This window comes from Pseudonocardia sp. ICBG1142 (genome assembly GCF_020496255.1).
Classification (GTDB): Bacteria; Actinomycetota; Actinomycetes; order Mycobacteriales; family Pseudonocardiaceae; genus Pseudonocardia.
In genome coordinates this window covers 1183502-1203751 of sequence record NZ_JAHLJC010000030.1, presented here as the reverse complement: position 1 = coordinate 1203751, position 20250 = coordinate 1183502, and the positions used below count along the sequence as shown (strand labels likewise).

Sequence of the window (20250 nt, the reverse complement as noted above, 5' to 3'; positions counted from 1 at the left end):
CGCCGTGCAACGGTAGAGTGAATCTGAGAATGATTTCCAATAAATGTATGCCGATGTGTTGATGGGAGTTCCGTCCGTGTCCCGATCCCCGCTCCGCCCGGCCGCGCTCGTGGCCGGGCTGGCCGCACTCGCCCTGGGGCTGACCGCCTGCGGCTCCGGCCAGGTCGACGCCCCCACCAGCGCCGACACCCCGCAGGTGAAGATCGTCGCCTCCACCGACGCCTGGGGCGCCGTCGCCCGCGCCGTGGGCGGCAACTACGCCCAGGTCCAGTCGATCATCAGCTCCCCCGACGTCGACCCGCACGGCTACGAGCCCACCCCGCAGAACGCGGCCACCGTCGGCGAGGCCCAGCTGCTGCTCATGAACGGCGGCGGGTACGACGCCTTCATGACCGACCTCGTCTCCGCCTCCGGCAACAAGGCCCCGCTGATCGACGCCGTCGAGGTCTCCCGCATCGAGGGGGCCCAGGAGGCCGCCGCGGACGACCATGGCCACGACCACGCCGCCGAGCCGACCACCGGCGCCGACCACGACCACGCCGGTGAGGCCGGGGCCGAGCCCGCCGCGGGCGCCGAGCACGAGCACGAGCACGGCTCGTTCAACGAGCACGTCTGGTACGACCCGGCCGCGGTCGGCCGGGTCGCCGACCAGCTCGCCGAGCAGCTCGGCCGGATCGACCCGAGCGCCGCGGAGTACTTCCGCACCAACGCCCAGACCCTCCAGGGCGGCGTCGCCCAGCTGACGTCGAAGGCCACCGAGATCGGCCGTGCACACCCGGGTGCCCGGGTCGCCGTCACCGAGCCGGTGCCCGACTACCTGCTGCAGGCCGCCGGGATCGCGAACGCCACCCCGCAGGAGTTCTCCTCGGCCGTCGAGGAGGGCACCGACCCGCCGGCCGCCGTCGTCGCGCAGATGCTGGGGCTGTTCACCGCCCAGCCGCCGGTCGACGCGCTGATCCTGAACAGCCAGACGACCTCGCCGACCACCGACCAGGTCCGCGACGCGGCCCAGAAGGCGAACGTTTCGGTGATCCAGATGTCGGAGACCCTGCCCGCGGGCACCACCGACTGGGTGCAGTGGATGAACGCCAACCTGGACGAGCTGTCCGCGGCGCTGAACCGCTGACATGGGATTCCCGGAACGGTCCGCGCTGTCGCTGCGCGGGGCAGGCCTGCGGTTCGGGGACCGGACCCTGTGGTCCGGCCTCGACCTGGACGTCGCACCCGGCGAGTTCGTCGCCGTCCTCGGTCCGAACGGCTCCGGCAAGACGACGCTGATGCGCGTCCTGCTGGGGCTGCTCCCGCTGTCCGAGGGCACCGTGACCGTCGGCGGGCACACCCCGCGACGCGGCAGCCCCGAGATCGGCTACGTCCCGCAGCAGCAGCCGCTGGACCCGGACCTGCCGCTGCGCGGGCGCGACCTCGTCGGTCTCGGTCTCGACGGGCACCGCTTCGGCCTCGGCCTGGGGCGGCGACGCGAGCGGCGCGAGCGGGTCGACCGCGCGCTGTCCCAGGTCGGCGGCACCGGGTACGCCGACGCCCCGGTCGGGCGGCTGTCCGGCGGCGAGCAGCAACGGCTGCGGGTCGCGCAGGCACTCGTCGGGGACCCGGCGGTGCTGCTGTGCGACGAGCCCCTGCTCAGCCTGGACCTGTCCCACCAGCGGATCGTGACCCGGCTGATCGACGAGCGCCGCCGCGCCGCGGACACCGCGGTGCTGTTCGTGACCCACGAGATCAACCCGGTGCTGCCGCTGGTGGACCGGGTGCTCTACCTCGTCGACGGCCGGTTCTCGATCGGGACCACCGACGAGGTCATGACCTCGGAGACGCTGTCGCGGCTCTACCGCACCGACGTCGACGTGCTGCGGGTCCGGGACCGGCTGGTCGTGGTCGGGGCCGACGACTCGCCGGTCACCCGCGACGAGCACGCCGAGCACGGCGTCACCGCGGTCGGGGGTGGCGCGTGACCGAGTTCCTGGCCCGGATCCTCGATCTGTCCGGCACCGGCGCGCTGCTGGGCTACCCGTTCGTCCGCAACGCGCTCATCGCCTGCGCGGTGCTCGGGCTGGTCGCCGGGCTGCTCGCCCCGCTGATCGTCAGCCGCGGGATGGCCTTCGCCGTGCACGGCACCGCCGAGCTGGCCTTCACCGGCGCCGCGGCCGGGCTGCTGCTCGGCGTCGCCGTCGGGGTGGGAGCGGTGGTGGGCGCCGTCGTCGCCGCGGTGATCTTCGGTGTGCTGGGGCTGCGGCAACGCGAGCGGGACTCCGCGATCGGCGTGGTGATGGCGTTCGGGCTCGGCCTGGGCGTGCTCTTCCTGGCCCTCTACGACGGCCGCTCCTCCAACCGCTTCGGCCTGCTCACCGGCTCGATCGTCTCGGTCGACCAGCAGAACCTGTGGGTGCTGGGGGTCGTCGCGGCCATCGTGCTCGCGTCGCTGGCGGTGCTCTACCGGCCGCTGCTGTTCGCCAGCACCGACCCCGACGTCGCGGTGGCGCGCGGCGTGCCCGTCCGCGCGCTGACCCTGGTGTTCAGCGTGCTGATCGGGCTGGTGACGGCGCTGGCCGTGCCGATCGTCGGCGCGATCCTGGTGCTGTCGGTGCTGATCGTGCCCGGCGCCGCGGCGAACCGGGTCACCGCGAACCCGCTGCTGGCGACCGTCATCGCGATCGTCATCGCGGAGGTCGCACTGGTCGGCGGGACGATCCTGTCGCTGGCGCCGGGGCTGCCGATCTCGGCCTACGTGGCGACCATCGGGTTCGTCGCCTACCTGCTGTGCCGCCTGGTGGGCCGGCTGCGCGGCCGGGGCCCGGTCCGCGCCTGATCCGCACGGCGCGCGGTGATCCGCTGTTCGCGCGCGTCCGGACGCGCGCGGGGAGCAGATCACCGCGCGTCGCGGCGATCATGGGATCGGGTCAGCGGTGGGTGCGACGGCGGCGGGCCACCTCGGCCAGCACGACGCCGGTGGCGACCGAGGCGTTCAGCGACTCCACCCGGCCGGCCAGGGGGATCGAGACGGTCACGTCGCAGGTCTCACGGACCAGCCGGGACAGTCCCTTGCCCTCCGAGCCGGTGACGATCACCAGCGGCCCGGTGGCCAGGTCGAAGTCGTCGAGGGAGACGTCGCCGTCGGCGGCCAGGCCCGCGACCATCAGCCCGGCGGAGGCGTACTCCTGCAGGGTGCGGGTCAGGTTCGTGGCGCGTGCGACCGGGACCCGGGCCGCGGTGCCCGCCGAGGTCCGCCACGCGACCGCGGTCATGCCGGCGGCGCGCCGCTGCGGCACGACGACGCCGTGCCCGCCGAACGCCCCCACCGACCGGACGACCGCACCCAGGTTGCGCGGGTCGGTCACCCCGTCCAGGGCGACGGCCAGTGCCGGGCGCCCGGAGTGCGACGCGGCCTCCAGCACGTCGTCGGGGTGGGCGTAGGAGTACGGCGGCACCTGCAGGGCGAGGCCCTGGTGCAGCGCTCCGCCGCTGATCCGGTCGAGGTCGTTGCGCGGCACCTCCAGGATGGAGATGCCCCGCTCCGCCGCCAGTGCGACGGCCTCGGTGACCCGGTCGTCGGCGGACATGCCGGTGGCCACCTGCAGCGCCGTCGCCGGGACGCCCGCCCGCAGGCACTCGACGACCGGGTTGCGCCCGAGCACGGTCTCCGGGGTCTCCCCGTCACCGCGACGGCCCGCGACCGGGCGTCGGCGCTGCTGCTGGTCCTGGGCGGCACGCCGCGCGGCCGCCCTCGCCTTCGGGTGGCCGGGGCGCATCTCGGCGGGCGGGGTCGGCCCCTTGCCCTTCAGTGCGCGCCGGGCCTGACCGCCGGAACCGACGACCATGCCCTTCTTGGTGCCTTCCTTGCGGATCGCACCGCGGCGCTTGGAATTGCCTGCCATGAGTTCTACGAGTCCTAAGCGTCTTTGAGAGTCCAGGTGGAGCCGTCGGCGCCGTCCTCGACGGCGATCCCGGCGGCGAGCAGCTCGTCGCGGAGCCGGTCCGCGGTGGCGAAGTCGCGCTCGGCGCGCGCGGCCCGGCGGCGCTCGAGCATCGACTCCACCAGGGTGCCCAGTGCCTGCCGGGCGGCGTCGCCCGACTCCTCGGCCGCACCGCCGGCTGCCAGCGGGTCCAGGCCGAGCACCTCGGTCGTCGCACGGACCGCGGACGCGGTCCGCAGGGCGCCCGCGACGTCCCCGGCGTCGAGGGCGGTGTTGCCCTCGCGCACCAGGGTGTGCACGGTGCCGAGGGCGAGCGGGGTTCCCAGGTCGTCGTCGAGCGCGGCGGTGAACGCGCCGGGCAGCTCCGCCGCGACCTCGGGCAGGCCGTGCCGCTCGCGCACCCGGTGCACGAACGACTCGATCCGCCGGTACGCGGCGACGGCCTCGTCCAGCGCGGCGTCGGAGTACTCGATCGCCGACCGGTAGTGCGGGCCGACCAGGTAGTAGCGCAGCTCGGCCGGGCGGACCCGCTCGAGCAGGTTCTCGATCGCCAGGGTGTTCCCCAGCGACTTCGACATCTTCTCCCCGCCCATGGTGACCCAGGCGTTGTGCAGCCAGTAGCGGGCGAAGCCGTCGCCGGCGGCGTGGCTCTGGGCGCGCTCGTTCTCGTGGTGCGGGAAGACCAGGTCCAGGCCTCCGCCGTGGATGTCGAACTCCGGGCCGAGGTAGGCCGTCGCCATCGCCGAGCACTCCAGGTGCCAGCCGGGACGCCCGTTGCCCCAGGGGGTGGGCCAGCTGGGCTCGCCGGGCTTGGCCGCCTTCCACAGCGTGAAGTCCAGCGCGTCGCGCTTGGCGCCGTCCTCGCCCTCACCCTGGTGGACGTCGTCGACGCGCTGACCGGACAGCGCGCCGTAGTCGGGCAGGGTGCGCACGGCGAAGTACACGTCGCCACCCGCGGCGTAGGCGTGACCGCGCTCGATCAGCCGCTCGATCAGCTCGACCATCTGCGTGATGTGCCCGGTCGCCCGGGGCTCCACCGACGGCGGCAGGCAGCCCAGCGCGTCGTACGCGGCGGTGAAGGCCCGCTCGTGGGTGGCCGCCCACTCCCACCACGGACGGCCCGCGGCCTGCGCCTTGCGCAGGATCTTGTCGTCGATGTCAGTGACGTTGCGGACCAGCGTGACGTCGTAGCCGGACCGGGCCAGCCAGCGACGCAGCACGTCGTAGTTCAGGCCCGAGCGGACGTGGCCGATGTGCGGCAGGCCCTGCACCGTCGCCCCACAGACGTACATCGACACGGCTCCGGTCCGCAGCGGCGTGAAGGCGCGCTGCTCCCTGGTCGCTGAGTCGAGAAGTCTGAGGCTCACGTCACCAGGGTACGGGCCTCCGATTCGTCCACTACACGCGCGGTGGGGCTGGGGCAAGGTGTCCGGCATGGCTGTTGAGCGGATGTACCCGCGGCTGGTCGTGCACGACGCCGACGCCGCGATCGACTTCTACCTCGCCGCGTTCGGCGCGGAGCTCGTGGAGCGCTACACCGACGGCTCCGGTGCCGTGGTGCACGCCCTGCTGCGGGCCGGTCGCGCCGAGTGGGCCCTCAAGGACGGCGACGCCGTCGACCCGGCGCCGTCGGGGCCCGGAGCGGTGATCATGGCCCTGGAGGTCGACGACCCGGACGCGGTCGCCGCGGCGATGGTGGCCCACGGCGGCCGCGTGCTGTTCCCGGTGACCGACCACGACTACGGGCAGCGCGCCGGGCGGATCGCCGACCCGTTCGGCCACGCCTGGATGGTGGCGGCCCACACCGGCGACCTGACGCCCGAGCAGATCCAGGAGCGGACCGGGCGTCTCTAGCCCACAGCCCTAGCCCGGAGCTCTAGTCCGCAGCGAGCAGCAGCGCCGTCGCGACGGCGGCGCGCCCCTCACCGCGTCCGGTCAGCCCCAGCCCGTCGGTGGTCGTGCCGGATACCGACACCGGGCCGCCGACCACTTCCGACAGCACCCGTTCGGCCTCGGCCCGGCGTGTGCCGATCTTGGGGTCGTTCCCGATCACCTGGACGGCGGCGTTGCCGACGGTCCAGCCGTCGCGGGCGAGCAGGCGGCGGACCTCGCCGAGCAGGGTCGCCCCGCTCGCGCCCGTCCACTCCGGACGGCCGGTGCCGAACACCGCGCCCAGGTCGCCCAGCCCGGCCGCGGACAGCAGGGCGTCGCACAGGGCGTGCGCGGCGACGTCGCCGTCGGAGTGTCCGGCGCACCCGTCGGTGCCGGTCCACAGCAGACCCGCGACCCAGCAGTCGCGGCCCGGCTCGACCGGGTGCACGTCGGTTCCGATCCCGACCCTCATGCGTGTTCCTCGTGCTCGGTGACGCGGCCCGCCCCGGCGAGCAGCAGTTCGGCGATGCGCAGGTCCCACGTGGTGGTGACCTTGAACGCGAGCGGGTCCCCGGCGACGGTGGCGACCGGCTCGCCGAGCGCCTCGACCAGCCCGGCGTCGTCGGTGCGGGGGTCGGGCGTGCCCGCGTGCGCGCGACGCAGGTCGGCCGCGCGGAATCCCTGCGGGGTCTGCACCGCGCGCAGCTCCGAGCGGTCCACGGTGGACACGACGGTGCCGCCGGCGTCGACCCGCTTGACCGTGTCGGTCACGGGGAGCACCGGGATGACGGCGGGTGCGCCCGCGCGCACGGCGTCGACCACCCGGCGGACGACGTCGGGTGGCGTGAGCGGGCGCGCGGCGTCGTGCACCAGCACGACCTCGGCGTCCGAACCGGTCGCGGCGAGACCCGCCGCGACGGAGGCGGTGCGGTCGGCACCACCGGCGACGACGGTCGCCGGGCGTCCGGGCAGCATCGCCGCGGCGTCGTCCACCTGGTCCGCGGGGACGACGACCACCACGTGCCCGACGACGTCGGACGCGAGAAGGCCGTCGACCGCGCGCACCAGCATGGGAACCCCGGCCAGTCCGACGAACGCCTTGGGCACACCTGCACCCAGCCGCACCCCGGAACCGGCCGCGGGAAGCACCGCGACGACACCCGCCCCGGAGGACGGTCCGTGCACGCCGGTCAGGCGTTCGCGGTGGCGAGCACCTCGTCGAGCAGGACCTCGGCCCGCTCCTCGTCGGTGCCCTCGGCCAGCGCGAGTTCACTGACCAGTATCTGCCTCGCCTTGGCCAGCATCCGCTTCTCACCGGCGGACAGGCCCCGGTCCTTCTCTCGCCGCCACAGGTCGCGCACGACCTCGGCGACCTTGTTCACGTCGCCGGACGTGAGCTTCTCCCAGTTCGCCTTGTACCGGCGCGACCAGTTCGTGGGCTCCTCGGTGTGCGGCGCGCGCAACACCTCGAAGACCCGATCCAGTCCCTCCTGGCCCACGACGTCACGAACACCGACCACCTCGACGTTGTCGGCGGGGATGCGCACCGTCAGATCACCCTGCTGGACCTTCAGGACGAGATACTGCACTTCCTCGCCCTTGATCGTCCGGGTCTCGATCGCCTCGATGAGCGCGGCACCGTGGTGCGGGTAGACGACGGTCTCTCCGACCTTGAAAACCATGTGTCCTCTGGCCCCTTTCGCTGCGTCCAGATTAACACGTCGTCAGAGCGGGACGGCGACCGGCTTTCACCGTCGTCGCAGGTCAGGGGGTTGACAATGGCGGAGGAACGTGTTCCCCGCGGGCGTGGCGCCCGTCGGGGGCCATCCGGCCACGTGCCGGTCGCCGCCGCGTCACGTCCCGGACCACCGGGTCTTCCGTCCCCGCCGTCCAGTGGGGACGCGGTCGTCACACCCGGGCGCCCGACCGCGCAACCTGTCGGAGCGCGCGACTAGGCTGCCCCCGACAGACCCAGCACGTGCGCCGGGGGCACTTCGGGGCACCGGCAAGGAAGGACACGACGACCGTGAGCCGCACCCGCCGTTCCACCCGGACCCTGGCCGGGGTCGCCGGCGCCGCCGCCCTGACCGGCCTGCTGCTCAGCGGCTGCGGGACCGGGCAGATCTCGCAGACCTCCCGCCAGGTCGCCGCCGTGAACGGCGCCAACGTCACGGTCGGCTCGGTCGACCTGCGCGACGTGCAGATCGCCTACCCGACCACGCCCGCCGGTCCGGACGCGCTGTACCGCCAGGGCGGCGCCGCACCGCTCGTCGCGACCCTGGTCAACACCGCTCCGGTCGCCGACCGCCTGTTGTCGGTCACCTCCCCCGCCGCGGCGTCGGTGCAGATCCAGGGCGACCCGACCATGCCGCAGGACATCGCGCTGGTCTCGCCGGGCAACCTGCAGCTCTCCCCGACCAACGCCAAGCGGGTCCAGCTCGTCGCCGAGGGTCTGACCCGTCCGGTCCCGGCCGGGGCGCAGATCCCGATGACCTTCGTGTTCGAGAAGGCCGGCTCGGTGACCGTCACCGTCCCGACCGGCGTGCCGCACGCCGCGGGCTCGCCGGGGCACGCCCCGGAGCGGGCGTCGTTCGACTCCGAGGAGTCCGGCACCAACGGCGCCGAGACCGGCGTGAACTCCGAGACCGGCGGCCAGGCCGAGGCCCCGCCGGTCGACCGGCCGAACCCGGTCCCGGCCGGTGAGGGCGCCCCCGTCGCGCCCGGCAACGAGGGCAGCGGCGCCGGCGGCGCCGGCGGCAACTGACCCCCCGGTCCCGCGCCGCCCGCTCGGGCGGCTACCGCTGCACCGAGTGCGACCACCGCACGGCGCAGTGGGTGGGGCGTTGTCCGGGCTGCCAGGCCTGGGGCTCGCTGGAGCAGGTCGAGCCGGTGCGCACCGGCGGGGGCGGCCGGACCGTCGGCGCCGGAGCACCCAGCACCCCGGCCCGGCGGATCGCCGAGGTGGAGCTGGACTCCGCCAGGGCCCGGCCGACCGGCGTCGACGAGCTGGACCGGGTGCTCGGTGGCGGGCTCGTCCCGGGCGCGGTGGTCCTGCTGGCCGGTGAGCCGGGCGTCGGCAAGTCGACGCTGCTCCTGGAGGTCGCCGCGCAGGCCGCGGCCCGGTCCCGGGTCCTGTACGTCTCGGGTGAGGAGTCCGCGGGCCAGGTGCGGCTGCGCGCCGAGCGCACCGGCGGTGTCCACGACGAGCTCTACCTCGCCGCCGAGTCCGACCTGGAGTCGGTGCTCGGCCACGTCGACGCGCTGCGGCCGTCGCTGCTGGTGGTGGACTCGATCCAGACCATGTCCACCGCCTCGGTCGACGGCAGCCCCGGCGGGGTGACCCAGACCCGCGCGGTGACCGTGGGTCTGACCGCGCTGGCGAAGGAGCGCGGCCTGGCCGTGCTGCTCGTCGGCCACGTCACCAAGGACGGCGGCATCGCGGGCCCGCGGGTGCTGGAGCACCTGGTCGACGTGGTGCTGCACTTCGAGGGCGACAAGCACTCGGCGCTGCGGATGGTCCGCGGGGTGAAGAACCGGTTCGGCCCGGCCGACGAGGTCGGCTGCTTCGAGCTGCGCGACTCGGGCATCGTCGGCCTCGCCGACCCCTCGGGGCTGTTCCTCGGCCGGTTCGGCCAGGGCGCCGACGCGGTGCAGCCGGGGACCGCGGTGACCGTCGTGATGGACGGGCGACGCCCGCTGCTGGCCGAGGTGCAGGCGCTGGTGGCGGGGGCGAACATCCCGAGCCCGCGCCGGGCGGTGACCGGGCTGGACTCGTCCCGGGTGCCGATGCTGCTCGCCGTCGTCGAGCGGCGGGGCGGGCTCAAGCTGCACGACGCCGAGGTCTACACCGCGACCGTCGGCGGGATGCGGATCACCGAGCCCGCGGCCGACCTCGCGATCGCGCTCGCGGTCGTCTCGGCGAAGCGGGACGCGGCCCTGCCCGCGGACCTCGTCGTGCTGGGCGAGCTCGGGCTGGCCGGCGAGCTGCGCCGGGTGCACGGGGTGGACCGGCGCCTCGCGGAGGCCGCGCGGCTGGGCTTCACCCGGGCGATCGTCCCGACCGGGGCCGAGGTCGGCCGCACCGGCATGCAGATCACCGAGGCCTCGTCGCTGCGCGAGATCATGGCCCGCATCCGCTGAGCCTCAGCTCATGAGCAGCGGGACGGGCTCGCTCACGACCTGGTCGAGCCGGGCCAGGACCCGGTAGCCGCCGGGGCCCACCCGGGTGCGCTCGCCCGCGCAGCCGGGCTCGGAGCCGAGCCCGGTCCAGGTCACGGCGAAGGCCACCGGCTGGCCGGGCACCAGGGTCCGCAGATCGTCCGACGACGGGTTGGAGCAGTCGTTGGACGACCAGAGCTTGGTCGCCCCGTCGCCGCTCCACACCGCGATCTCCTGCTGGGCGCCGTCGAGGTCGCGCACGCAGGGCTGGCCGGAGACGTTGGTGACGACCAGCCGGAGCTCGGGTCGCGCGCCGGCGGGATAGGTCGGCTGCCCCGTCTCGGCGCGCACCTCGATCATCGCGTCGGTGCAGGGCACCGGGCCGGTCGGCGGGGACGGTGCCGCCTGCGGCACCTGCACGGACGGGCGTGGTGTGTCGTCGGGGCGGACCGTCTCGTCCGCCGGGCCCGCGTTCGGGGTCACGGGCCCGGCGGACGTCCCCGCCGCGGCGGCCGGAGGCGTTCCGGGCGCGGCGGGGGCGGGGAGCGGCACGGACGGGGGCGTCCCCGTCCCCGGGGCTGGGGATGCCGGGGACGGGGACGCCGGGGACGGCGCGGGGGCCGCCGTCCCGGTGTCCGATGTGGTCTGCGACGACTGGGGGGTCGTCTGTGCGGCCGTCCCAGTCGGCTCGTCGGAGCCCCGCGGGACCAGCACCCAGGCGGTGAGCCACAGCAGCGCGAAGAGCGCGAGCAGCGCGACGCCGACCGCGCACGCGCGCCGACGCCAGTAGACCGACGCCGGCAGGGGACCCACCGGGTGCATGTCACCGACGGTAGATCTCCGGTTACGCGAAGTCGCCAACGCCGCGCCGGGACCGGACATGTCCGGCGAGGTCCACCCGGCGGGGCTACCCGCGCGTCCCGACCGGGTGAGCACACCGGCGGAACGGTCGCCCGCGCACTCCTCGGACCGACCCGGACGGGGTCGCCGAACCGGATCGCCCGACCCCCGGGCAGGTGACTCGTCGACCTCGGGTGACCGTCGTCGTCCGGCGGTACCGTCCCGACCGGTCCCCGGCGGCGGGGAACCGCCCCGGTCGTGGCGCGCGCCCCGGTGGCGGACGCGGTAGAGGACGTGATCCACATGCCGGGGCCGCGGCGGCCTCCCGCGACGCCGACGCGCCCGACCCGTTCCCCCGGTGGGGTCGTCGCCGGGGCCTGGCCCGGGGCGCGCGACACTGGGGCCGTGGTGGCCGATCTGATCTCCCCGTGGTTCCGGGCGCACGCCCGCGACCTGCCGTGGCGGCGCCCCGAGACCACCCCGTGGGGCGTGCTCGTCAGCGAGTTCATGCTCCAGCAGACCCCGGTCGCGCGGGTCGAGCCGGTCTGGCGGGACTGGATGGAGCGCTGGCCCGCGCCGTCGGCGCTGGCGGCCGCACCGCGCGCGGACGTGCTGCGGGCCTGGGGCAAGCTCGGCTACCCGCGCCGCGCGATCCGGCTGCACGACGCGGCCGCGGCGATCGCGGAGCAGCACGGCGACGCCGTCCCCTCCGACGTCGAGGCGCTCGAAGCCCTGCCGGGCGTCGGCTCCTACACCGCGCGGGCGGTGGCGGCGTTCGGCTTCGGCCTGCGTGCCGCCGTCGTCGACACCAACGTCCGGCGGGTGGTGGCCCGCGCGGTGCACGGACAGGGCGACGCGGGGCCGGCCCGCACCCGGGCCGACCTGGCCGACGTCGACGCACTGCTGCCCGACGACGATGCCGAGGCCGCCGTCGTCTCCGCCGGCCTGATGGAGCTGGGCGCGGTGGTCTGCACCGCCCGCTCGCCGCGCTGCGCGGACTGCCCGGTCGCGGCCCGCTGCGCCTGGGTGGCGGCAGGCCGCCCCGCCTACGACGGCCCGCGCAAGCCGGTCCAGGGCTTCGCCGGCACCGACCGGCAGGTGCGCGGCAGGCTCATGGACGTGTTGCGCACCGCGCACGGGCCGGTCGAGCGGGCCGCGCTGGACGCCGTCTGGTCCGATGCGGGCCAGCGCGACCGGTGCCTGCACTCGCTGCTCGTCGACGGGCTGGCCGAGCAGACCGACGACGGCCGCTTCGCCCTCCCCGTCTGAGCGGCGGCCCCGATGCCCAGCACCGTCCGGTTCCGGCTCGACGACTACGGCGCCGCCGCACTCACCGCGCTGCGCGACCGGCTCGCCGGGGCCGGGATCCCGGTCCCGGCCGGGACGCCGCACGTGACCGTCGCCGCGGCGGGCACGATCCCGCCGACCGCCGTGCGGGAGCTGACCGCCCAGCTGCGGCTGGTCGCGCTGCCGGTGCTGTGGCTGGCCGGTCTCGGTTCGGTCGGCCCGGACGCACCAGAGGTGCTGGCACTGACAGCCGTCACCGACCCCGAGGTGCTGGCCGTGCACACCGCCGTGCACGACGCGCTGGCCGGACGGGTGCGGGGAGCGCACGCCGCACACCTGCCGGGCTCCTGGCTGCCGCACGTGGCGCTGGCGACCGAGCGGCCCGCCGAGGCCTTCGCGCTGCTGCACCCGGTCTCCCCGGTGCGGGCGCGGATCACCGCCGTCGAGCTGCACGACTCACGCACCGGGGAGACGGCGGTCCTCGGAGCGCGGCCGGAGGGCCCCGCCCGTCGCCCCTAGGCTTGCCCCGTGGGGGACGAACAGGACGTGCGGCGGATCGCGCTCGCCCTCGACGGTGTCGTCGAGAACCCGAGCGAGGGGTTCGACTTCCGGGTGCGCGGCAAGGGCTTCGTGTGGTCGTGGCCGGAGCGGGTGCCCGGCAGACGACGGGTGATCAGGACCGACGTCGCGGTGCTGTACGTCGGGGACGAGGCGGAGAAGCAGGCCCTGCTGCTCGGCGAGCCCGACCTGTTCTTCACCGACCCCGGGCACGCACCGTGGCCGCTGGTGCTCGTCCGCCTGGAGCAGGTGGACACCGGCCGGCTGGCCGAGCTGATCGGTGACGCATGGCGCATGCGCGTCGACGAGGCCGGGCAGGGATAACGTGGCGGGCATGGCCATTGTGAAGATCAACGCGATCGAGGTCCCGGAGAACGCGGGCCCCGAGCTGGAGAAGCGGTTCGCGAACCGCCTGCACGCCGTCGACGGGCAGCCCGGCTTCCTCGGGTTCGAGCTGCTGCGCCCGGTGTCCGGTGACGACCGGTACTTCGTCGTGACCCGCTGGGAGACCGAGGAGGACTTCCAGGCCTGGCGCGCGGGGCCGGCCGCCGAGGCGCACGCCGGTGAGCGCTCGCCGCAGCCGGTCGCCAAGGGCGCGTCACTGCTGGAGTTCGAGGTCGTCGACCTGCAGCAGATCGCGGCGGGGTCCTGATCGACCCGCGCCCCGACCCCGGCGAGGTCGCCGCGGCCTTCTCCACCGAGATCGCCGCGGCGGCGCGCCTGGTCCGTGACGCGGACGCCCTGCTGATCACCGCGGGCGCGGGGATGGGCGTGGACTCCGGGCTGCCGGACTTCCGCGGCGGCGAGGGCTTCTGGCGGGCCTACCCGCCCTACGCGCGCCTCGGGCTGCGTTTCGAGGAGCTGGCCGACCCGGAGCACTTCGCCGACGACCCGGAGCTGGCCTGGGGCTTCTACGGCCACCGCCTGCACCTCTACCGGGACACCGTGCCGCACCCCGGGTTCGCGGTGCTGCGCCGCTGGGCCGACCGAATGCCGTCGAACGTGTTCACCTCGAACGTCGACGGCCAGTTCCAGCGGGCGGGCTTCGCCCCGGAGGACGTCGCCGAGGTCCACGGCTCCATCCACCACCTGCAGTGCCTGCGGCTCTGCGGTCACGGCGTGTGGCCCGCCGACGGCGTCAAGGTGCCGGTCGACGAGGCCACCATGCGCGCCGTCGGTGAGCCGCCCCGCTGCCCGGGCTGCGGCGGGCTCGCCCGTCCGGCGATCCTGATGTTCGGCGACGGCGGCTGGGACGACTCCCACGCCGCGACGGCGCTGCAGCGTCACGTGGACTGGCTGGCGGCGCACCGGGCCGGGGTGGTCGTCGTCGAGCTGGGGGCGGGCGGGGCCCTACCCACGGTGCGTCGCCGCTCGGAGCTGGCCTCGGCCGCGACCGGCGCGCTGGTGCGGATCAACGTCCGCGAGCCGCAGGTGCGCCACGGCCGCGGTGTCGGCATCCCGGCCCCCGCCGCCGCGACCCTCGCCGCGATCGACGCCGTCCTCTGACGACACCGCCCTCTGACCGGCCCGCCCGGGCCCGGGCGGGGTGCGGCTCAGGAGGGGACGGCCTTCTGGTCCGGGACGACGATCGCGGGCAGGTCGGCGAGGCCGGCCAGCGCCGCGTCGTGGACCTCGGCCGCCGCGACGGTGCCGTGCACGCCGGGCAGGGCGCGGGTGGCCGTGGCCGCCGCGACGACGGTCGGCACGTAGCCGCCCGAGAACGCGCTGCGCGCGGTGGAGTTCACGCACATGTGCGTCATGAACCCGGCGAGCACGAGGTCCTGGTAGCCCTCCAGCAGCTCCGCCAGCCCGGTGTGGACGAACGCGCTGGGGAAGTTCTTGGTCACCACCGCCTCGCCGTCGCGCGGGGCCACCGAGTCGTGGATGGCGCCGATCGGCGCGGTGACGTCGTACGGGCTGCCCGCACCCGCGTCGTGCCGGACGTGGATGATCCGGGACCCGGCGGAGCGGGCGCGGTCGAGCAGCTCGGCCGCCTCGCCGAGGGCCGGCTCGACGTTCTCGAGCCGCATCACGCCCTCGATGTAGGTGTTCTGCAGGTCGATCATGATGAGTGCGGAGCGGGACAGCGGCGCCGGGTCCGCCGGCAGGCCCATCAGTCCGCGCAGGGTGTGCGTCATCGGTGCTCCTCGCCCCGGGTACGACCACGGCCCGGGGCGGGGTGCCCCGGGCCGTGGTGGGTCAGTCCTGCATCGCCCGCCACTCGTCGTCGGTGAACAGCCGCGAGCGGATCAGGAACCGGACGCCCTCCGGCGCCTCGACCGAGAACCCGCTGCCGCGTCCCTTCACGACGTCGACGGTGAGATGCGTGTGCTTCCAGTACTCGTACTGCGACGCCGACATCCAGAAGCCGATCGGCTTCTCCAGTCCCTCGACCCGCAGGTCGCCCAGGTGGACGTCCGAGTTGCCGGTCTTGAAGTCACCGTCCGGGTAGCACATCGGGGCGCTGCCGTCGCAGCACCCACCGGACTGGTGGAACATCAGCGGACCGTGCAGGTCGGTGAGTCTGACCAGCAGATCGGCGGCGGCCGGCGTCAGCGTCACCCGCTCGGTCGAGGTGACACCGACGTCCGGCTCACCCATCAGAAGAAGCCCAGCGCGTTCGGCGAGTAGCTCTGCAGGATGTTCTTGGTCTGCTGGTAGTGGTCCAGCATCATCTTGTGGTTCTCGCGCCCGATGCCGGACTGCTTGTAGCCGCCGAAGGCCGCGTGCGCCGGGTAGGCGTGGTAGTTGTTCACCTCACCCGACGGATCAACAACCGGGATCGAGGCCCTGGTACCAACCGTCGGCTGGCCGCCTGGACCAAAGGTATCACCGCGCAAGCACTCCATGACGTGTCGGAACGGCGAGGTTCGTCGTTACGGCTGGTCAACGCTGCCTACACGTCGCAAGTCATCCCCGGAACGTCGACCCTCGGTCGTCGCTCCGGAGACTGGCTTCACTGCCCTCATAAGGGCGGGGTCGTGTGGGATGCTGATCATGCTGCCGCGATCAACATCCTGGATCGAGACGGAGACCCCGACATCTCCCTGTGGACCCCGCACACGCAGGTGAAACAGATCATCCAGGAACGCGATCGTCACCGGTCCAGACTGCCGGACCAGGACTCCAGCACCGCTGGCTACTGCAGGTGCGGAGAGCGAAACATCCGTTCTGATCAACAATGATCAATGAACAGGAAGCACCCACACCCGGCCGGCCTGGATCTCGCGGCCCGCCCGGTACGCGGTGTTCGCGTCGCGGCTCCACACGCCGGCGCCGAGGCCGTAGAGCGTGTCGTTGGCGATCTTCATGGCGTCGTCGTAGTCGGTGAAGCGGGCCACCGAGACGACCGGGCCGAAGATCTCCTCCTGGAAGATCCGCATCTGGTTGTTGCCCTCGAACACGGTCGGCTTGATGTAGTAGCCGCCCGCGAGGTCACCGCCCATCTCGGCCTTCTCGCCACCGGCGAGGACCTTGGCGCCCTCCTGCCGGCCGATGTCGATGTAGGACAGGATCTTCTCGAACTGGTCGTTCGAGGCCTGCGCACCGATCATGGTCTCGGTGTCGAGCGGGTTGCCCTGCTTGATCTGCTCGACCCGCTTGACGGCCTGCTGGAGGAACTCGTCGTAGATGCCGCCCTGGATGAGCGCGCGCGACGGGCAGGTGCAGACCTCGCCCTGGTTGAGGGCGAACATCGCGAAGCCCTCGAGCGCCTTGTCGTAGAAGGCGTCCTGCTGCGAGGCGACGTCGTCGAAGAAGATGTTGGGGCTCTTGCCGCCGAGCTCCAGGGTGACCGGGATCAGGTTCTCCGAGGCGTACTGCATGATCAGCCGGCCGGTGGTGGTCTCACCGGTGAAGGCGATCTTGCGGATGCGCTTGTTCTGCGCCAGCGGCTTGCCTGCCTCGACACCGAAGCCGTTGACGACGTTGACCACGCCCGCGGGAAGCAGGTCGGCGATCAGCTCCAGCAGCACGTGGATCGAGACGGGCGTCTGCTCGGCCGGCTTGAGGACGACCGCGTTGCCGGCGGCGAGCGCCGGGGCCAGCTTCCAGATCGCCATCAGGATCGGGAAGTTCCACGGGATGATCTGGCCGACGACGCCCAGCGGCTCGTGGAAGTGGTAGGCGATGGTGTCGGCGTCGATCTCCGACGACGAGCCCTCCTGCGCCCGGATCGCACCGGCGAAGTAGCGCAGGTGGTCGACGGCGAGCGGGATGTCGGCGGCCAGGGTCTCGCGGCAGGCCTTGCCGTTGTCCCAGGACTCGGCGAGCGCGATCAGCTCGAGGTTGGCCTCGACCCGGTCGGCGATCTTGTTCAGGATGTTCGCCCGCTCGCCGGCGGAGGTCTTCCCCCACGCCGGGGCGGCGGCGAGCGCGGCGTCGAGCGCCTTCTCGATGTCCTCGGCGGTGCCCCGGGCGACCTCGGTGAAGTTCTGACCGGTGATCGGGGTCGGGTTCTCGAAGTACTGGCCCTTCACCGGAGCGACGTACTCGCCGCCGATGAAGTGCTCGTAGCGCGGCTTGAAGGAGACGACGCTGCCCGGCTGACCGGGGTTGGCGTAGACGGCCATGAATGGTCCTTCCCTGAGGTGCTTCGTCGAACCGAGGGCGCGGTGCGGAACGCACGTTGCGCGTGACCGCCGACACTAGGAAGGTGGGGGTTGCACAGAAGTTGCACGCAGATGCGGAACCTCACCCTCCGGTGAGTGCCGATCACGCGGATTCGATTCAGGTAAGGCAAAGCTGACCGTAAGGTGAGGACGTGGCAGCGGAGCACGCGGATCGCCGGGTGTACGAGCGGGCGCGCGACGCCCTGCTCGGCGGCACCCCCGGCACGCACCCCGCCGGGGTCCGGCCCGAGGTCCGCGCCTCCTGGGCCCGCTCGCTGGCCGCGGCGGTCGACCCGGAACGCGCCCGTCCCCCGCACGACTACGACCGCGCCGAGCTCACCGACCGGCGGGCGGCGCACCCCCTCGCGTCCGTGCTGCCGGTACTGCGCGACACGCTGACCGACGCCGCCGAACAGGCCCGGCACATGATGGTCGTGACCGACGGGCGCGGGCGGGTCCTGTGGCGCGAGGGGGCCCGCGCGGTGCTGACCCGCGCCGAGCGGGTCGACCTGGTGGAGGGCACCCGGTGGAGCGAGGACGCCGTCGGCACCAACGCGATGGGCACCGCGCTGGCCGGCGCCGCCCCGGTCCGCATCCACTCCGCCGAGCACCTGGTCAGCGCCTACCACCCGTGGACCTGCGCGGCCGCGCCGGTGCGCGACCCCGCGACCGGGCAGGTGGTGGGCACCGTCGACGTCACCGGTCCGGAGGAGACCTTCCACCCGACGACGCTGGCGCTGGTCACCGCGGCCGCGCGGCTGGCCGAACACCGGTTGCTGGCCATCGCCGAGGCCCACGACCGGCGGCTGCGCGAGGAGTACTGGCCGCACCTGACCCGGCTCGGGGGCGCCCCGGGCGCGCTGCTGTCCGCGCACGGGCGGGTGCTGGCCGCGTCGCCGGGCAGCGAGTTCCCGGAGCGGATCGCCCTGCCCGACGGCGGGGACCGAGTCGTCGTCGACGGCGTCGTGGTCGGCGGGGCGCCGGTGGGCGGCGGGTCCGTCGCGGGGGTGCTGGAGCCGCTGGGCGAGGGCTGGCTGCTGCGGCTGTCCGTGGGCGGGCCCGCGCGGACGGCACTGACCCTGCCGCTGCTCGGGGCGCGGACACCCGTCGTCGCCCGCCGGGACGGGCGCCCGGTGCGCCTGGGCCTGCGCCACGCCGAGGTCCTCGCGCTGCTGGCGCTGCACCCGGAGGGGCTGACCGCCGACCAGCTCGCGGCCGCCCTCTACGGCGACGGCGGCCGCGCCATCACCGTGCGCGCCGAGGTGCACCGACTGCGGCGTGCCGTCGGTGAGGACACGGTGCGGACCCAGCCCTACCGGCTCGTCGCCGACGTCGACGCCGACTTCCTCCGGCTGCGCTCGGCGCTGCGGGAGGGTCGGGTCCGCGACGCCGCGGCCGAGGCCGCCCGTGGGCCGTTGCTGCCGACCTCCGACGCACCGGAGATCCGCCGGGCCCGCGAGCAGCTCGCCGTCGCGGTCCGGTCGGCGCTGCTGCGGGCCGACGACCCGGACGCGCTGTGGACCCTGGTCCGGGCCGGTCGGACCGCGGGCACCGACGACGAGGAGCTGCGCCACCGGCTGCGGGGTCTGCTGCCGTCGTCGGACCCGCGGCGCGACGAGCTCGGCTGAGGGCTCAGCCCGGGATGGTGGTCGGGGATGCCGTCGTCGTCGGTGTCCGGGAGGCGGCGACGCGGATCGAACCGGAGCAGGGCCGTCACCACCGCGACGACGAGTGCGGGCGGGCCGACCGGACGGAGCTCAGGACACCTGGACGGCGTCCACGACGAAGACGAGGGTCTCGTTGGGCGCGATGCCGCGGCCGCCCGGCCCGTACGCCTTGTCCGGCGGGATCACCAGCAGTCGGCGGCCGCCCTCGCGCATGCCGACCACACCCTCGTTCCAGCCGTCGATGACCGGGGCGTCGCCAACCTTCTCCAGTGGGAAGGTCTCGCCGCGGAACCAGGAGGCGTCGAGCTCCCGCTTGTCCGACCAGGTCACGAGGTCGTAGTGGGTCTGCACAGTGGAGCCGAGGACGACCTCGGGACCGGTGCCGACCACGAGGTCCTTGCTCAGGAGCTGCGCGGGCGGGGTGCAGGTGTCCGGCACGGTGATCGTCGGCTTGCTGCCGGGGTCCCCCGCCACGCCGATGTCGTCCACCGTGCAGACGGGCGGCGGCGCGGGGGCGGCCGCCGGTGCGGGGGCCGGTTCGGGGGCCGGGGAGGAACAGCCCGCCAGAGCGACGAGCAGGCCGAGGACGGCGAGGGAGCGCATGGAGTCGACCTTAGGGAGGGCGAGAATGACGGCCGTGGACACCCCGGCACGGATCGACCGCTTCGACGAGCTGGTGGAGCGCGCGCGGGCGCTCACCGCCGGACGACGACGGGCGCTGCTGGGCATCGCGGGCTCGCCCGGGGCCGGGAAGACGACCGTCGCACTGGCCCTGGTCCGCGCGCTCGCCACCGCGCCCCCGGCCGGGCTCGGCCCGGGCCGGGTCGCCCACGTCCCGATGGACGGCTACCACCTCGCCGACGTCGAGCTGGACCGGCTGGGCCGCCGTCACCGCAAGGGCGCCCCGGACACCTTCGACGCCGACGGCTACGCCGCACTGCTCGCCCGCCTGCGGGCCACCCCCACCGACGGCGCGGGCCCCGTGTACGCCCCGGCGTTCGACCGGGAGATCGAGCAGCCCGTGGCCGGGTCGATCCCGGTGCACCCGGAGTGCCGCCTCGTGGTCAGCGAGGGCAACTACCTGCTGCTCGACACCCCCACCTGGCGGGCGGTGCGGGCCGGGTTCGACGCGGTGTGGTTCCACGAGACCGACGAGGTGCTCCGGCTGGAACGCCTGGTCGCCCGGCACGTGCACTTCGGCAAGACCCCGGAGGCGGCGCGGGCCTGGGTGGAACGGACCGACGAGCCGAACGCCCGCCTGGTCGAGGCCTCCCGGGGCCGGGCCGACCTGGTCGTCGCGCTGCGCTCGGCGTAGACCCCGCACACGACGGC

25 protein-coding genes are annotated in these 20250 nt (G+C 74.3%); 14 read left to right on the top strand and 11 right to left on the bottom strand.

Annotation, left to right across the window (positions count from 1 at the left end):
• Positions 1-76: 76 nt before the first annotated feature.
• From KPL59_RS19980 to KPL59_RS19970, 3 genes are read left to right on the top strand one after another with little or no spacing between them, the layout of a single operon-like run.
• The gene (locus KPL59_RS19980) at positions 77-1126 is read left to right on the top strand and encodes a metal ABC transporter solute-binding protein, Zn/Mn family (RefSeq protein WP_226361653.1); all 1050 of its coding nucleotides are present in this window, start codon (positions 77-79) and stop codon (positions 1124-1126) included.
• A gap of 1 nt (position 1127) precedes the next feature.
• Complete coding sequence (locus KPL59_RS19975) at positions 1128-1967, top strand: metal ABC transporter ATP-binding protein (protein ID WP_226361652.1); 840 nt, start codon at positions 1128-1130, stop codon at positions 1965-1967.
• The gene (locus KPL59_RS19970; protein WP_374111644.1) at positions 1964-2821 is read left to right on the top strand and encodes a metal ABC transporter permease; all 858 of its coding nucleotides are present in this window, start codon (positions 1964-1966) and stop codon (positions 2819-2821) included. Before KPL59_RS19975 ends, KPL59_RS19970 begins: the two co-directional genes overlap by 4 nt.
• A gap of 91 nt (positions 2822-2912) precedes the next feature.
• Here the strand turns inward: KPL59_RS19970 and rlmB are convergent, their stop codons facing one another.
• Positions 2913-3887 (bottom strand): 23S rRNA (guanosine(2251)-2'-O)-methyltransferase RlmB, encoded by a 975-nt coding sequence (gene rlmB / locus KPL59_RS19965; RefSeq protein WP_043280415.1) that lies wholly within the window; start codon positions 3885-3887, stop codon positions 2913-2915.
• A gap of 14 nt (positions 3888-3901) precedes the next feature.
• The gene (gene cysS / locus KPL59_RS19960) at positions 3902-5293 is read right to left on the bottom strand and encodes a cysteine--tRNA ligase (protein ID WP_226361651.1); all 1392 of its coding nucleotides are present in this window, start codon (positions 5291-5293) and stop codon (positions 3902-3904) included.
• Between the two features lie 67 nt (positions 5294-5360).
• Here cysS and KPL59_RS19955 point away from each other — a divergent pair, with 67 nt between their 5' ends.
• Positions 5361-5780, top strand: coding sequence for a glyoxalase/bleomycin resistance/extradiol dioxygenase family protein (locus KPL59_RS19955; RefSeq protein ID WP_226361650.1), 420 nt, complete (start codon positions 5361-5363; stop codon positions 5778-5780).
• Between the two features lie 22 nt (positions 5781-5802).
• On the opposite strand, the gene ispF is transcribed toward KPL59_RS19955, so the two are convergent.
• From ispF to KPL59_RS19940, 3 genes are read right to left on the bottom strand one after another with little or no spacing between them, the layout of a single operon-like run.
• Positions 5803-6270 (bottom strand): 2-C-methyl-D-erythritol 2,4-cyclodiphosphate synthase, encoded by a 468-nt coding sequence (gene ispF, locus KPL59_RS19950; protein ID WP_226361649.1) that lies wholly within the window; start codon positions 6268-6270, stop codon positions 5803-5805.
• Positions 6267-6983 carry a 2-C-methyl-D-erythritol 4-phosphate cytidylyltransferase gene (gene ispD / locus KPL59_RS19945; RefSeq protein WP_226361648.1) on the bottom strand — a complete coding sequence of 239 codons (717 nt, stop codon included), beginning with the start codon at positions 6981-6983 and terminating at the stop codon, positions 6267-6269. Before ispD ends, ispF begins: the two co-directional genes overlap by 4 nt.
• 5 nt (positions 6984-6988) lie before the next feature.
• On the bottom strand, positions 6989-7480 hold the full coding sequence (locus KPL59_RS19940; protein WP_020625956.1) for a CarD family transcriptional regulator: 492 nt from the start codon (positions 7478-7480) through the stop codon (positions 6989-6991).
• Between the two features lie 344 nt (positions 7481-7824).
• Between KPL59_RS19940 and KPL59_RS19935 the strand changes: the two genes are divergently transcribed.
• Together KPL59_RS19935 and radA are read left to right on the top strand one after the other, a co-directional pair.
• A complete protein-coding gene (locus tag KPL59_RS19935) occupies positions 7825-8562 on the top strand; it encodes a copper chaperone PCu(A)C (RefSeq protein WP_226361647.1) in 738 nt (245 codons plus the stop codon).
• Complete coding sequence (gene radA, locus KPL59_RS19930; protein WP_226362113.1) at positions 8559-9938, top strand: DNA repair protein RadA; 1380 nt, start codon at positions 8559-8561, stop codon at positions 9936-9938. The genes KPL59_RS19935 and radA overlap by 4 nt, the downstream gene beginning before the upstream one ends.
• A 3-nt stretch (positions 9939-9941) precedes the next feature.
• Here radA and KPL59_RS19925 read toward each other — a convergent pair whose 3' ends face one another.
• Positions 9942-10778, bottom strand: coding sequence for a hypothetical protein (locus KPL59_RS19925; RefSeq protein WP_226361646.1), 837 nt, complete (start codon positions 10776-10778; stop codon positions 9942-9944).
• A 423-nt stretch (positions 10779-11201) separates the two neighbouring features.
• On the opposite strand from KPL59_RS19925, the gene KPL59_RS19920 reads away from it, so the two are divergent.
• From KPL59_RS19920 to KPL59_RS19900, 5 genes are all read left to right on the top strand, one after another.
• Entirely contained in the window at positions 11202-12065 is an 864-nt protein-coding gene (locus KPL59_RS19920) for an A/G-specific adenine glycosylase (RefSeq protein ID WP_226352114.1), read from the top strand.
• A gap of 12 nt (positions 12066-12077) precedes the next feature.
• Positions 12078-12602 carry a 2'-5' RNA ligase family protein gene (locus KPL59_RS19915; protein ID WP_226352113.1) on the top strand — a complete coding sequence of 175 codons (525 nt, stop codon included), beginning with the start codon at positions 12078-12080 and terminating at the stop codon, positions 12600-12602.
• A 9-nt stretch (positions 12603-12611) separates the two neighbouring features.
• Positions 12612-12965 carry an MmcQ/YjbR family DNA-binding protein gene (locus KPL59_RS19910; RefSeq protein ID WP_226352112.1) on the top strand — a complete coding sequence of 118 codons (354 nt, stop codon included), beginning with the start codon at positions 12612-12614 and terminating at the stop codon, positions 12963-12965.
• A gap of 10 nt (positions 12966-12975) precedes the next feature.
• Positions 12976-13293 carry an antibiotic biosynthesis monooxygenase gene (locus KPL59_RS19905; protein ID WP_075312689.1) on the top strand — a complete coding sequence of 106 codons (318 nt, stop codon included), beginning with the start codon at positions 12976-12978 and terminating at the stop codon, positions 13291-13293.
• Between the two features lie 113 nt (positions 13294-13406).
• On the top strand, positions 13407-14147 hold the full coding sequence (locus KPL59_RS19900) for a Sir2 family NAD-dependent protein deacetylase (protein WP_226361645.1): 741 nt from the start codon (positions 13407-13409) through the stop codon (positions 14145-14147).
• Between the two features lie 47 nt (positions 14148-14194).
• Here the strand turns inward: KPL59_RS19900 and KPL59_RS19895 are convergent, their stop codons facing one another.
• The 3 genes from KPL59_RS19895 to KPL59_RS19885 form a co-directional block, all read right to left on the bottom strand.
• Positions 14195-14779, bottom strand: coding sequence for a cysteine hydrolase family protein (locus KPL59_RS19895; RefSeq protein WP_226361644.1), 585 nt, complete (start codon positions 14777-14779; stop codon positions 14195-14197).
• A gap of 61 nt (positions 14780-14840) precedes the next feature.
• Positions 14841-15242 (bottom strand): DUF779 domain-containing protein, encoded by a 402-nt coding sequence (locus KPL59_RS19890; RefSeq protein ID WP_060714052.1) that lies wholly within the window; start codon positions 15240-15242, stop codon positions 14841-14843.
• Positions 15242-15397 (bottom strand): aldehyde dehydrogenase family protein, encoded by a 156-nt coding sequence (locus tag KPL59_RS19885; RefSeq protein ID WP_374111643.1) that lies wholly within the window; start codon positions 15395-15397, stop codon positions 15242-15244. The genes KPL59_RS19890 and KPL59_RS19885 overlap by 1 nt, the downstream gene beginning before the upstream one ends.
• Between KPL59_RS19885 and KPL59_RS37765 the strand changes: the two genes are divergently transcribed.
• Entirely contained in the window at positions 15368-15826 is a 459-nt protein-coding gene (locus tag KPL59_RS37765; RefSeq protein WP_374111642.1) for a zinc ribbon domain-containing protein, read from the top strand. The genes KPL59_RS19885 and KPL59_RS37765 overlap by 30 nt on opposite strands.
• Here KPL59_RS37765 and KPL59_RS19875 read toward each other — a convergent pair whose 3' ends face one another.
• A complete protein-coding gene (locus KPL59_RS19875) occupies positions 15827-17212 on the bottom strand; it encodes an aldehyde dehydrogenase family protein (protein WP_305080557.1) in 1386 nt (461 codons plus the stop codon).
• Between the two features lie 218 nt (positions 17213-17430).
• Here KPL59_RS19875 and KPL59_RS19870 point away from each other — a divergent pair, with 218 nt between their 5' ends.
• Positions 17431-18879, top strand: a complete 1449-nt coding sequence (locus tag KPL59_RS19870; protein WP_226361643.1) for a helix-turn-helix domain-containing protein — start codon at positions 17431-17433, stop codon at positions 18877-18879.
• A 129-nt stretch (positions 18880-19008) separates the two neighbouring features.
• Here the strand turns inward: KPL59_RS19870 and KPL59_RS19865 are convergent, their stop codons facing one another.
• The gene (locus tag KPL59_RS19865; RefSeq protein ID WP_226361642.1) at positions 19009-19521 is read right to left on the bottom strand and encodes an FKBP-type peptidyl-prolyl cis-trans isomerase; all 513 of its coding nucleotides are present in this window, start codon (positions 19519-19521) and stop codon (positions 19009-19011) included.
• A 25-nt stretch (positions 19522-19546) separates the two neighbouring features.
• On the opposite strand from KPL59_RS19865, the gene KPL59_RS19860 reads away from it, so the two are divergent.
• Positions 19547-20233 (top strand): nucleoside/nucleotide kinase family protein, encoded by a 687-nt coding sequence (locus KPL59_RS19860; RefSeq protein ID WP_226361641.1) that lies wholly within the window; start codon positions 19547-19549, stop codon positions 20231-20233.
• Positions 20234-20250: the final 17 nt, after the last annotated feature.